The organism is Curtobacterium sp. 18060, assembly GCF_902706105.1.
Lineage (GTDB): Bacteria > Actinomycetota > Actinomycetes > Actinomycetales > Microbacteriaceae > Curtobacterium.
Map to the genome: position 1 here is coordinate 57,839 of NZ_CACSJV010000017.1, position 13,066 is coordinate 70,904.

11 protein-coding genes are annotated in these 13,066 nt (G+C 70.2%); 4 read left to right on the forward strand and 7 right to left on the reverse strand.

Annotation, left to right across the window (positions count from 1 at the left end; all coding sequences use genetic code 11):
* Positions 1-451: 451 nt before the first annotated feature.
* A complete protein-coding gene (locus GVL05_RS10285) occupies positions 452-2,578 on the reverse strand; it encodes a type IIA DNA topoisomerase subunit B (RefSeq protein ID WP_159573091.1) in 2,127 nt (708 codons plus the stop codon).
* Between the two features lie 168 nt (positions 2,579-2,746).
* On the opposite strand from GVL05_RS10285, the gene GVL05_RS10290 reads away from it, so the two are divergent.
* Entirely contained in the window at positions 2,747-2,971 is a 225-nt protein-coding gene (locus GVL05_RS10290) for a hypothetical protein (RefSeq protein WP_071255055.1), read from the forward strand.
* Positions 2,972-3,050: 79 nt separating this feature from the next.
* Here GVL05_RS10290 and GVL05_RS10295 read toward each other — a convergent pair whose 3' ends face one another.
* The 6 genes from GVL05_RS10295 to GVL05_RS10320 all read right to left on the reverse strand — a co-directional run bounded on the left by GVL05_RS10295 (position 3,051) and on the right by GVL05_RS10320 (position 9,517).
* Positions 3,051-3,509, reverse strand: a complete 459-nt coding sequence (locus GVL05_RS10295; RefSeq protein ID WP_159573092.1) for a hypothetical protein — start codon at positions 3,507-3,509, stop codon at positions 3,051-3,053.
* A gap of 124 nt (positions 3,510-3,633) precedes the next feature.
* Positions 3,634-4,407, reverse strand: a complete 774-nt coding sequence (locus GVL05_RS10300) for a type 1 glutamine amidotransferase (RefSeq protein ID WP_159573093.1) — start codon at positions 4,405-4,407, stop codon at positions 3,634-3,636.
* Entirely contained in the window at positions 4,404-5,663 is a 1,260-nt protein-coding gene (locus tag GVL05_RS10305; RefSeq protein WP_123292682.1) for a MurT ligase domain-containing protein, read from the reverse strand. The genes GVL05_RS10300 and GVL05_RS10305 overlap by 4 nt, the downstream gene beginning before the upstream one ends.
* Before the next feature lie 4 nt (positions 5,664-5,667).
* Complete coding sequence (locus GVL05_RS10310; RefSeq protein ID WP_159573094.1) at positions 5,668-6,918, reverse strand: RNA polymerase sigma factor; 1,251 nt, start codon at positions 6,916-6,918, stop codon at positions 5,668-5,670.
* 193 nt (positions 6,919-7,111) lie between these two features.
* The gene (locus GVL05_RS10315) at positions 7,112-8,431 is read right to left on the reverse strand and encodes a nitrate/nitrite transporter (RefSeq protein WP_159573095.1); all 1,320 of its coding nucleotides are present in this window, start codon (positions 8,429-8,431) and stop codon (positions 7,112-7,114) included.
* 156 nt (positions 8,432-8,587) lie between these two features.
* On the reverse strand, positions 8,588-9,517 hold the full coding sequence (locus tag GVL05_RS10320; protein WP_123938446.1) for a proteasome assembly chaperone family protein: 930 nt from the start codon (positions 9,515-9,517) through the stop codon (positions 8,588-8,590).
* 75 nt (positions 9,518-9,592) lie between these two features.
* On the opposite strand from GVL05_RS10320, the gene GVL05_RS10325 reads away from it, so the two are divergent.
* The 3 genes from GVL05_RS10325 to GVL05_RS10335 all read left to right on the forward strand — a co-directional run.
* A complete protein-coding gene (locus tag GVL05_RS10325; RefSeq protein ID WP_159573096.1) occupies positions 9,593-11,071 on the forward strand; it encodes a leucyl aminopeptidase in 1,479 nt (492 codons plus the stop codon).
* A 154-nt stretch (positions 11,072-11,225) separates the two neighbouring features.
* A complete protein-coding gene (lpdA, locus tag GVL05_RS10330) occupies positions 11,226-12,599 on the forward strand; it encodes a dihydrolipoyl dehydrogenase (protein WP_159573097.1) in 1,374 nt (457 codons plus the stop codon).
* Between the two features lie 73 nt (positions 12,600-12,672).
* The coding region (locus GVL05_RS10335) for a biotin/lipoyl-containing protein (protein ID WP_327785637.1) at positions 12,673-13,066 on the forward strand (394 nt) is incomplete at its 3' end.

The following is a 13,066-nucleotide window of genomic DNA, read 5'->3' on the forward strand; positions in this document are numbered from 1 at the left end:
AGCCCCTCCCCGCGAAAGCGACAGTGTCCCGCGAACAGTTCGCGGGACACTGTCGCTTCGGCGGCACGGACCGCACACGGTGGCGGCACGGTGTCGCTCTGGCGGCACCGAGTCTCGGTTCGCGCGACATCGTTCGCGGTCCGGCACGCGAGTCCGGTCGCCGACCGCGAGACTCGCCGGCCGGGAGGCGCGGGCCACCCCCGTCCCGACCGCTCGATCCGCCGACGCGGAAGCGACAGGAGTCCGCCAACAGTTCGCAGGGCACTGTCGCTCTGGCGGCACGGACCGCGCACGGTCGCGGCACGGTGTCGCTCTGGCGGCACCGAGTCTCGGGCTGAGCGACCGAACTCGGAGCACGCAGCCCGAGACGAGTCGCTGAGGCCGAGACTCGGGCCAGCGGCGCCAGCGGCGCCAGCGGCCGCGCGGCCAGCGCCGCCGCGCGGCTACGCGGCTACGCGTCGATGCGGTCGCGGTCCAGACCCTCGCCGGCCAGGATGAACTCCTTGCGCGGGGCCACGTCGTTGCCCATGAGCAGCTCGAACACCTTCGCCGCGCTCTCGGCGTGCGTGATGTTCACCCGCCGCAGGGTCCGGTGCGCGCGGTCCATGGTGGTCTCGGCGAGCTGGTCGGCATCCATCTCGCCCAGGCCCTTGTACCGCTGGATCGGCTCCTGGTACTTCTTGCCGGTCTTCTCGAGCTTCTTCATCACGGTCTGCAGTTCCTGCTCGGAGTACGTGTACAGCGTGTCGTTCGGCTTGCCGCGGTTCACCACGACGACCCGGTGCAGCGGCGGCACGGCGGCGAACACCCGGCCCTGCTCGATCATCGGTCGCATGTACCGGAAGAACAGGGTCAGCAGCAGCGTGCGGATGTGGGCGCCGTCGACGTCGGCGTCCGACATGATGATGACCTTGCCGTAGCGCGCCTGGTCGATCTCGAACGTCCGGCCGGAGCCGGCACCGATGACCTGGATGATCGACGCGCACTCGACGTTCGACAGCATGTCCGACACGGACGCCTTCTGCACGTTGAGGATCTTGCCGCGGATCGGCAGCAGCGCCTGGTACTCGCTGTTGCGGGCGAGCTTCGCGGTCCCCAGGGCCGAGTCCCCCTCGACGATGAAGAGCTCGGTGCCCTCGGTCTCCTGCGACCGGCAGTCCGCGAGCTTCGTCGGCAACGAGGAGTTCTCGAGCGCGTTCTTCCGGCGCTGCGTCTCCTTGTGGGCGCGGGCCGAGATGCGGGTCTTCATCTCCGCGACGACCTTCTCGAGCAGGGTCGCGGCCTGGGCCTTCTCGGTGCGTTGCGTCGACGTCAGGATCTCGGTGATGCGCTTCGACACGACCTGGTCGACGATCTTGCGGACCGCCGGCGTGCCGAGGATCTCCTTCGTCTGCCCCTCGAACTGCGGCTCGGGCAGCCGGACGGTCAGCACGGCGGTCATGCCGGCGAGCACGTCGTCCTTGTCGAGCTTGTCCTGCCCGACCTTGAGCTTGCGGGCGTTCGCCTCGACCTGTGCTCGGACGGCCTTGACCAGACCGGACTCGAAGCCGGCCTGGTGCGTGCCGCCCTTCGGCGTGGCGATGATGTTGACGAAGCTGCGGAACACCGTCTCGTAGCCGTCGCCCCACCGCAGCGCGAGGTCCACCTCGCAGGAGCGCTCGACCGAGGTCGACACCATGTGGCCCTTGTCGTCGAGCATCGGGACGGTCTCGGTGAAGGTCCCGGTGCCCTGCACGCGCCAGACGTCGGTGACGGCGGTGTCGGCCGCGAGGTGCTCGACGAACTCGCCGATGCCGCCCTCGTAGCGGAAGCGCTCGACGACCGGGCCGGCCTCGACGGCGGTCCCCGTCGCCTCGGCACGCGCAGCAGCGGCCTCGATCGAGGACACGCGCTCGTCGGTGATCGTGATGCCGAGTCCGGGCACCAGGAACGCCGTCTGCCGCGCCCGGGTGACCAGGTCGTCGGTGCTGAACCGCGCATCGGCGGTGAAGATCTGCCGGTCCGCCCAGTACCGGATCCGGGAACCCGTGACGCCCTTCTTCACCTTGCCGACCACCCGCAGCTCGCTGCCCGAGGTGAACGGGCTGAACGGGGCGTCCGGACCGATGCCCTCGGCGTCGTCGAACGTGCCGGGCTCGCCGCGGTGGAACGACATGGCGTAGGTCTTGCCGCCGCGGTCGACCTCGACGTCGAGGCGCTCGGACAGCGCGTTGACCACCGAGGCACCGACGCCGTGCAGACCACCGGAGGCAGCGTAGGAGCCGGAGCCGAACTTGCCGCCGGCGTGCAGCTTGGTGAACACGACCTCGACCCCGGTCAGGCCCGTCTTCGGTTCGACGTCCACCGGGATGCCCCGGGCGGTGTCGCGGACCTCGACCGAACCGTCGGCGTGCAGCACGACGCCGATCTCGTCGCCGTGCCCCGCCAGGGCTTCGTCGACGGAGTTGTCGATGATCTCCCACAGGCAGTGCATGAGCCCACGGGAGTCGGTCGAGCCGATGTACATCCCCGGACGCTTCCGGACCGCCTCGAGCCCTTCGAGGACGGAGAGATGGCGTGCGGAGTAGTCGGAGCTCACCGTCCGATGCTACCGAGCGGCACCGACACCCTCGGCGTGGACACTCGCACTGGGGACAACCGATCCGCGCTCAGCGAAACAGCGCTGCACAATGCATCGTTCTCAGGCATCACGTGTTGAAATGGTGCAACCACCCGGCACCACCTGCGATCCGTGAGGAGCACAGCAATGACCCAGACCGTGCAGGACCCCTCCATCGACGAAGTCAGCAACCACCAGCTGACCGCCGCCGACCGTTGCGACAGCTGCGGAGCGCAGGCCTACATCCGAGCCACCATGTCGAGCGGCGAGCTCTTCTTCTGCGCGCACCACGGCGCAGAGTTCAAGGACAAGCTCGCGGCGACCGCCATCGAGTGGCACGACGAGAGCAGCCGACTCTACGAGTCGAAGTAGCGCGCGAAGGCGCGAGCACAGCAAGACGGGAGGCCCGGGGCCAGCTGGCACCGGGCCTCCCGTCTGTCTGTTGCCCGTCTCAGAACGCGCGGTTCAGCGCCCAGGCGGCGCCGCGGTAGCTGTTCGGCCCCCAGACACCGTCGATGGGGCCGCTGTAGCGGCCGTGTGCGGCCGCCCATCGCTGCAGTGCCCGGATGATCTCGGGGCTCTGCCAGTTGTGGAGGTCGCCGGCACGGAAGTACCCGCCCTTCGCGAGCTGCTCGGAGACACCCGTCCAGGAGTTCGGACCCATGATCCCGTCGATCGGCCCCTTGTAGCCGTAGTACCCCGCCATGCTGCCGAGGCACTGCAGCCGCTTGTAGAAGATCGTCCCCGGAACCCCGTCGAACTCGGTCGTGGTCGTCGGCACCGAGCTGCAGGCCGAACTGATGCGCGGCGTCGCGGCCTCAGCCGGAGCTGTCTGGACGACGGCCCCGGCAGTCGTCAGTGTCACGACGAGTGCACCGACCAGGGCGAGGACGGAATTGTTGGTGAGCATGAAGCGTCCTTTGTCGGCTTACAACATTTCACATTCTGCACGTGACCGGTCCAGCTTGGCAACTGTTGCCACCGCATCGGAGACGACGAAGGCCGGGTCCCGTCGGACCCGGCCTTCGTGAGCGTCACGCGATGCGCTTGAACGCCTTGTCGACGTAGCGGTCGACCGTCGCGCGCGCTTCGCGTGCGTAGCGGTCGATGGTGGCCGTCTGCTCGGGGTCCGGCGAGTACTCGCGGCCCAGGCGTGCGACGGCTGCGGCGAGGACACCATCGGTCAGCTGCGGGTTGAGCGGCAGGATCGGACCCTGCGTGTGCGTGCCGAACGACGTGCCGACGATCGCACCCTCGACCGGGGCGCCCGCCTGGTTGCCGCCGCCGGACACGACGTCGGCGAAGGGGGTGACCCCGGCCGCGAGCTCGATCGTGGTGGCGTGGTCCTCGAAGCCGGCGAGCCGCTTCGACGCACCGGGGAGCAGCGGGTACCGGGTCTCGAGGACGAAGTAGTTGACCCGACGTTCGGCACCGCGGACGGCTCGGGCGTCGAACACGCCGAACCCGGCGAGCGGAGTACCCTCGGTGGGCACGACCTCGTTCGTCGCCAGGTCGAACCCGCCGCCGACGGCGATGACCGGCACGCCGTCACTCGCGAACGAACGGAGCGGAGCGGCGATGCGGGCGACGTCGGCACCGAGCGAACGCATCGCGCTGAGCGGTCCGTTGCCGATGACCACGACGTCGGCCGCGGCGGGCAGGTCGTCGCCGGGCGCGTACTCGAGCACCTCGGTGTCGAGGCCGGCTGCGGCGGCACGGCGGACGAGGGCCGCGACGTTGCCGCGGTCCCCCGAGACACCCATCTGCCGGGGGTAGACGTGCAGGATGGTCAGCCGGTCGGCCGTCATGCGGTCTTCTCCATGTCCGGGTGGCCGAGGGCCTTGCGGGCGATCATCATGATCTCGTAGTTGACGATGAAGTTCTTCGTCCCGCTGGTCGTCGACCCGAGCTGCTCCATGTGCTTGATCGCGGCCTCGACGTCGGGGTCGACCCGGCCGATGCGGACACCGGCGTGCTCGAGGGCGATCGCGATCTGCCAGGCCTTGTCACCGGATACGACGTCGACGTGGTCGAGCTTCGAGAAGTCGATGTCGTAGATCCAGGAGATGTCCGGCGTGCCCTCGTCGATCGCCATGAGGACCTGCTCGGGGCGGTCCGGCAGCGCGTCGAGGTTGAGCTGGAGGCTCGCGGCGTTCTTGAACATCGTGAACTCGGCGGACTCGCCGGCGATGGGGAGTCGCTCCCCGCGGCCGTACGCCGGCTTCATCGTGCCGAAGGCCTTCGTGACGGCGTCGGCGCGGAACTGCGTGCCGAGTGCCGCGCTGGCCGTGGCGGTGGCAGCAGCAGCGTCGACCGCGTAGTGCAGGCCGCGTGCGGGCAGGCGCACCGCGATGTCGGCACCGTCGAAGCGGATCGTCGCACCGTCACCGGTGTTCACGACGACCTCTGACTCAGCGGCGTTCGGCTGGGCGTCCTGCCGGTCGAAGTCGTCGGCGTTCTGCAGGCCGTTCGGTGCGGCGGCGACGACCTCGGCGCTCGCACCGAAGCGCAGCACCCGCTGGCCGGCCCGCGCTGCGTAGGCGTCGAGGAACTGGTCGTCGCGGTTCGTGATCACGTTCGCCGTGGACAGTGCCGCGGTGTCGAGCATCATGTCGGCGACGCGTTCGGTCTCGAAGAACCGGTACAGCTGGTCGACCTGCACGTTGAGCATCGTCACCGTGGACGGCGACAGGATGCCGGCGAGCTCGACCGCGAAGGCCTCGTCGACCTCGAGGATGCCGATGTCCGCCTTCAGGCGACCGGTCAGCGACACCTCGGACAGCAACGCCGACGCGATGCCCTGCGGCAGGTTCGCCCCGGACGGGTTCGTGAAGACGCGGAGCCCGTGCGCCCGGACGATGTCCGAGATCATGTGCGTGGTCGTCGACTTGCCGTTCGAGCCGAGCACGAAGACGACGCCGTTCGGGAACTGCTTCGTCACGTGCTGCAGGAAGTCCGGCACGAGCTTGAGCACGATGAAGCCGGGGTACGCGGATCCCCCGCCCCGCGCTCTGGCGAGGGCACGGAGGATCCGCCCGATCAGGATCGGGATGAAGAACCGCATCGGCCTACTCGAGGTAGTCGCGCAGCGACTGCGACCGCGACGGGTGGCGGAGCTTCGCCATCGTCTTGGACTCGATCTGACGGATGCGCTCACGCGTCACGCCGAACGTGTCACCGATCTGGTCGAGGGTCTTCGGCTGGCCGTCACCGAGGCCGAAGCGCATGCGGATGACGCCCGCTTCGCGCTCGGACAGGGAGTCGAGCAGGCTCTCGAGCTGCTTCTGCAGCATGGTGAAGCCCACTGCGTCAGCCGGCACGACCGCCTCGGTGTCCTCGATGAGGTCACCGAACTCGGAGTCGCCGTCCTCGCCCAGGGGCGTGTGCAGGGAGATCGGCTCGCGACCGTACTTCTGCACCTCGACGACCTTCTCCGGGGTCATGTCGAGCTCGCGGGCGAGCTCTTCCGGAGTGGGTTCGCGACCGAGGTCCTGCAGCATCTGGCGCTGGACACGAGCGAGCTTGTTGATGACCTCGACCATGTGCACCGGGATGCGGATGGTGCGGGCCTGGTCGGCCATGGCGCGGGTGATCGCCTGGCGGATCCACCACGTCGCGTAGGTCGAGAACTTGAAGCCCTTGGTGTAGTCGAACTTCTCGACCGCACGGATCAGGCCCAGGTTGCCCTCCTGGATGAGGTCCAGGAACTGCATGCCACGGCCGGTGTAGCGCTTGGCGAGCGACACCACGAGGCGGAGGTTCGCGCCGAGCAGGTGCGACTTGGCGCGCTGTCCGTCGCGGGCGACCCAGCGCAGCTCACGCTCGGCCGGCTTGGTCAGCCCGGTCGAGTGCTGCAGCTTGTCCTCGGCGAACAGGCCGGCCTCGATTCGCATCGCGAGCTCGACCTCCTGCTCGGCGTTGAGCAGGGCGACCTTGCCGATCTGCTTGAGGTAGTCCTTCACCGGGTCGGCGGTCGCACCCGTGATGGTCGTGGAGTAGACCGGGGCTTCGTCGTCGTCGGTCTGCGAGATGACGAGCGCGCCAGCGGCGACCGCAGCGGCGGCGTCGGGCTTGATCGCCTTGTCGTCGGTGTCCTCGACGTCCTCGGTCGGCTCGTCGGTGGCTTCGTTCGCCTCGTCGACGGGGTCGATCTTCTTCGCCTTCGGGGCGGCCTTCTTGGCCGGGGCCTTCTTGGCGGGGGCCTTGGTGGCGCGCTTCTTCGGCGCGGCGGTTCCCTCGGCGTCCGTGGCGTCCTCTGCCACAGCACCTTCGGGCTGAGTGTCCTTCGTGGGATCGATCGTCGTGCTCCGGGCAGCCATGCGATCACCTCTCTCGTCGTGCCACGTTCGTGGGGTCGTGGCCTCCCTCGCCGCCCAGGGCCCGAGCCGCAGTCCCCCGCGTCGTCGAGTCCTACCGTTCCGGGCAGCACTAAGACCCATGTCAAGTCCCCCGCGTTGATCGGCGCTCCGAAGTGCTCCGACAGGATGGGGGTCCTGAGTGGGTCCGTGATCATTATTGCACGTGCCGCTTCCGCAGGCGCGCAACGAGTGCAACCCAGAGCGGTCCGACGCGTATTCCCTCCTCCGCGTGGAGCACCCGGCGCGTGCGGTGCCGGGCGTGCAGGAGCATCGCGACACCGAACCCGACCACCAGGTACTGCACCGTGAGGGCCACGCGGAAGTTGTCCCAGGCGAACACGGTCTCACCGGTGACGCGGGACATCACGTCGAGCAGCAGCCCGATCAGGTACATCATCACGAAGGCCGCCAGGAACCCCCCGACGTTGACGACGCCGTTCGCGGACCCGAGGGAACCGACGGGGTTGAACGTCCGGGCGAAGTCGAACCCGATCAGCGAACCGGGGCCGCCGATGCCCATCGCCACGACGAGGAGCACGAGCAGCCAGGTCGGCGGGTGGCCGGGCCAGAGCAGGATCGCGGTCCACACCACGGCGAGCAGCACGACCACGCCGAGCACGAGGTTCGAGCGGCGCATCGGGAACCGCGCGCACAGCAGCCCGAGCACCGGCCCGGCCACGAAGCCCACGGCGACGATGATCGTCAGGAAGCCGGCGGCCTCGGCGGGGCTGTACCCGAGCCCGCGGAGCATGGGGACGCCCCACAGCAGCGAGAACACCGTGCCGGACGACTGCGTCACGTAGTGGGACCAGAACCCGAGCTGCGTGCCCGGTCGACGCAACGCGTGCCCGAACGTCCGGAACGCGGCGCCCCACGAGTGCGGCAGCGGGATCGTTCCGGTCCGCACGACCACGGGGCCGTTGCGGACGAAGACGAACGCCAGGACGAGCCCGACGGCACTCGCGGCGGCGGCGACCCCGAACGCGGGCGTCCACCCCGCGGCGTGCAGGAGCACCGCGAACGGGAACGCCGACAGGATCTGGCCGATCTGCCCGAGGTTGCCCGTCCACTGCGAGATCTGCGGCAGGATCCGGCCGCTGAACCACATCGGCACCAGGCGGATCACCGAGATGAAGGTCATCGCGTCGCCGGCACCCACGAGCACCCGGCCCGCGATCGCCGGGCCGATCGTCGGCGAGACGGCCACGACGGCCTGGCCGACCACGAGCAGCGCGGCACCGAGCAGGACGAGCTTGCGCGGCCCCACCCGGTCGAGCGCGACGCCCACCGGGATCTGGAGTCCGGCGTACACGGCGATCTGCACGACCGCGAGCGTGGACAACACCGCCGCCGAGACGGCGAACCGGTCCTGCGCGTCCACCCCGGACACCCCGAGCGAGGACCGCTGCACGACCGCCAGGACGTAGGCGAGCACCGCGATGCCCCAGATCAGGTAGGCGCGACGGGAGTTCACCCCGACAGGCTACCGATCCGGCGGAGCCGGATACGCGACGTGTGTCGCCGACGCAGGTGACGTCCTGGTCGCGACCGGACGACCGACGGGAGGGACGGTGCGGGCCCGCCCCGGGCCTCCCGGCCGCCGTTCCGGACCGTTCAGGGCCCGACCCGGCTACTCGCCGCCGTCACCCTGGGTGCGACGATCCGCCAGGAAGCGCTCGAGCTCGGCCGCGATCGCGTCCGCGGTCGGCACCTCGCCGTCGACGTCCGTGAGCGGCGACGCGACCGGGTTGCCCTCCATGTACGTGTCGTGCCGCTCCTCGAGCACACCGACGAGTCGCTGCAGCTCGGCGTTGCCGGCGACCTGCTCCTCGACCCGGGTGAGGAACTCGCGACCCGCCTCGCGCAGGGCGTCCGTCGGGAAGATGAGGCCGGTGGCCGCGGCGATGCCGGACAGGGCCGCGACGGCCGCGTCCGGGAACTCGGTGTCCGACAGGTAGTGCGGGACGAGCAGGACGAGCCCGGTGACCTGCGCGCCGGTGGATGCGAGCCGGTGCTCGACGAGGTGCAGGACGTTCGCCGGCGCCTGGGTCTCGGGCTTCCAGACGCTCATCTGCTCGACGAGGTCGGCGCGGGTGCCGGAGACGGTCAGGCTGATCGGGCGGGTGTGCGGGACCGGCATCGGGATCGACTGCACCCAGGTGGTGTCCGCGACCTGGAGCTGGGCGGCGAGGCCGGTGACGGCGTCCACGAACCGGTTCCACTGGAAGTCCGGCTCGTACCCGGACAGGAACAGGAACGGCTGGCCGATCTCGTCGCGCACGAGGTGCAGCGCCAGCCGGGGCGGCTCGACGGCGGCGATGTGGTCGTGCTCGAAGGTGATGACGGGCCGGCGAGCACGCCAGTCGAGCAGCACGTCGGGGTCGAACTCGGCGACGAGCTGCGTGTCGAGGTCGTCGAGCACCGACGCCGTGACCTGGGCAACGGCCGAACCGGCGTCCGCGAAGCCGGTGAGCCCGGCGACCAGGTGCAGCCCGGCCGGGACGGTCGGGGCGGCCTCGTCGAACGTGTAGAGCTCCTCGGGGTGGTTCACCGTCCCCATGCTAGGCGGGGCCACCGACGCCCCCGCGCGGGACGGCCACGCCGACAGCGAACAGTGCGTGGATAGGGTTGGAGCATGGTCCGACCGACGCTCTCCACCGACTCCTCCGCCCCCTCCTCGATCTCCGCCGACGTCCTCGTGGTCGGCGTCCGGCCCGGCTCCGACGGTGCCCCCGCGACGATCGCCCAGCCGGCCACGACACCGTTCTCCGCGCTCGACGACCTCGACCTCGCGGCGATCGGCGCGACGGGCGCCAAGGACCAGCTCGTGCGCATCCCGGCCGTCGGCGTCGACGCCGCGAGCATCGCGCTCATCGGGCTCGGCACCGGGACCGACGCCGCCGCGTACCGCTCGGCCGCCGGCAGTGCCGTCCGCCAGCTGCCGCACGCCGCGTCGATCGCCCTCGCGCTGCCGACCGACACCGATGCACTCGTCGCGGCAGCGCTCGAGGGCGCGGCGCTCGGTGCCTACGCCTTCACGCGGCACAAGGGTGCCGGCACGACCGGGCCGACGCGTGGCGACCAGCGCGTGACGGTCCTCGCGCCGTCCGCCGCGACGGACGCCGCGGTCCGTCCGGCGATCGTGGCCGACGCCGCATCGCTGGTCCGCGACCTCGTGAACACCGCCGCCGGCGACCTGGGACCACAGGACGTCGCCGACGTGGCGACCGGGCTCGCCTCGGACCTCCCGCTCACCGTCGAGGTCCTCGACGAGCAGGCACTCGAGGAGCAGGGCTTCGGCGGCATCCTCGGCGTCGGCCGTGGTTCGGCGCGTCCCCCGCGCCTGGTCGTCGTCCGCTACGCACCGGAGTCCGCCACGAAGCACCTCGCCCTCGTCGGCAAGGGCATCACGTTCGACTCGGGCGGGCTCTCGCTCAAGCCGGCGGCGTCGATGCTCGGCATGAAGACCGACATGACCGGCGCCGCCACGGTGCTCGCCGCGACCGTCGCCGCCGCACGCCTGGGCCTCGACGTGCGCGTCACCGCCTGGCTCGCACTCGCCGAGAACATGCCGTCGGGCACGGCGACCCGCCCGGGTGACGTCCTCACCCTCAAGAACGGCAAGACCGTCGAGGTCACGAACACCGACGCCGAGGGCCGCCTGGTGCTCGGCGACGGCATGGCCGCCGCCTCGCTCGAGACGCCCGACGCCATCGTCGACGTGGCCACCCTGACCGGTGCGCAGGTCGTCGCGCTCGGCGACCGCACCACCGGCCTGATGGGCAGCGACGACCTCGTCGCGAAGCTCCGTGCCGTGGCCGAGGGCGTGTCGGAGCCGATCTGGCCGATGCCCCTGCCCGAGGAACTCGACGCCCGGCTCGCCAGCGACGTCGCCGACATGGTCAACGCCACGGTCGGCAACCCCGCCGGCGGCATGCTGCTCGCGGGCAAGTTCCTGGAGCGCTTCGTCGGCGAGGGCATCCCGTGGGCGCACCTCGACATCGCCGGTCCGTCCGAGCACAAGGGCGGCGGCTACGGGTGGCTCGGCAAGGGCGCGACGGGTGTGATGGTCCGCACGCTCATCGCGCTCGCAGAAGACCTCCAGTCCGAGTAGTAGGTTTGGTACCGGTGGGACGGGGCATCGACGCGCCTCCCACCGGTACTGCACGGGACGGGACCGGAACCACGCGGTCCGACCGTCGGACGCCGCCCCCGCGGTGTCCACGTAGGGCCCGATCGGCCCGACACGCACGAGGGAGTTGCACCAGGTGACGGAACAGACTTACGACGTCGTGGTCCTCGGTGGCGGGAGCGGTGGCTACGCCGCTGCGCTCCGGGCCACCGAACTCGGCATGAGCGTCGCGCTCATCGAGGGCGACAAGCTCGGAGGGACGTGCCTGCACCGTGGCTGCATCCCCACCAAGGCGCTGCTGCACGCGGCCGAGGTCGCCGACGCGACGCGCGACGCCGAGAAGTACGGCGTGATCGCGGAGTTCGCCGGTGTCGAGGTCCCGAAGGTCATCGAGTACCAGCAGGGCGTCATCACCTCGAAGTACAAGGGCCTGCAGGGCCTCATCAAGGCCCGCGGCATCACCGTCGTCGAGGGCTGGGGTCGACTGACCTCGCAGAACACCGTGCAGGTCGGCGACCAGAACATCGTCGGCAAGAACGTCGTGCTCGCGACCGGCTCCTACTCGAAGTCCCTGCCCGGGCTCGAGATCGGCGGCCGCGTCATCACCTCCGAGACCGCACTGCGCATGGACTACGTGCCGAACAAGGTCGTCATCCTGGGCGGCGGCGTCATCGGCGTCGAGTTCGCCAGCGTCTGGAAGTCCTTCGGCGCCGAGGTCACGATCGTCGAGGCGCTCCCCCACCTCGTCCCCGCTGAGGACGAGTCGATGTCGAAGCAGCTCGAGCGCGCCTTCCGCAAGCGCGGCATCGAGTTCTCGCTCGGTGTCCGGTTCCAGGGCGTCGAGCAGCACGAGAACGGCGTCGTCGTGACGCTGGAGGACGGCAAGACCTTCGACGGCGACGTCCTGCTCGTCGCGGTCGGTCGTGGCCCGGTCACGCAGAACGTCGGCTTCGACGAGGTCGGCGTCGCCATGGACCGCGGCTTCGTCACCACGAACGAGCGCCTCGCCACCAACCTGCCGAACGTCTACGCGGTCGGCGACATCGTCCCCGGCCTGCAGCTCGCACACCGCGGCTTCCAGCAGGGCATCTTCGTCGCCGAGGAGATCGGCGGCCTGAACCCGGTGATCATCGAGGACAAGAACATCCCGAAGATCACGTACTCCGACCCCGAGGTCGCCTCCGTCGGCCTGTCGCAGGCCAAGGCCGAGGCCGAGTACGGCGCCGACAAGGTGGACTCCTACGAGTACAACCTGGCCGGCAACGGCAAGAGCCACATCATCGGCACGTCCGGTTCGGTCAAGGTCGTCCGCGTCGTCGACGGCCCCGTCGTCGGCGTGAGCATGATCGGCGCCCGCGTCGGCGAGCTCATCGGTGAAGCCCAGCTCGCCGTGAACTGGGAGGCGTACCCGGAGGACATCGCTCCGCTCGTGCACGCGCACCCGACGCAGAACGAGGCCCTGGGCGAGGCGTTCATGCACCTCGCGGGCAAGCCGCTGCACGCGCTGTGACCCGCACGAGTCCGCGCCCTGTGACAATGACATCCACAACAACTGCAACCCCCCGCGAAGAGGAGTCCACCCGATGAGCGAATCCGTCAGCCTCCCGGCGCTCGGCGAGAGCGTCACCGAGGGCACGGTGACCCGATGGCTGAAGAACGTCGGTGACCGGGTCGAGGTCGACGAGCCGCTGCTCGAGGTCTCGACCGACAAGGTCGACACCGAGATCCCGTCGCCCGTCGCCGGCGTCATCGAGGAGATCCTCGTGCAGGAGGACGAGACCGTCGAGGTCGGCACCGCGCTGGTGAAGATCGGCGACGGCTCGTCCGACTCCGGTTCCTCCGACTCCGGTTCGTCCGACGAGTCCTCGAACGAAGCCGCTGCCGAGGCAGAGGCCCCCGAGGCCGAGCCGAGCACCGAGCAGGAGTCCGAGACCCCCGCCTCGGAGCCCACCGAGCCCGAGCCGGCCCCCGCCGGAC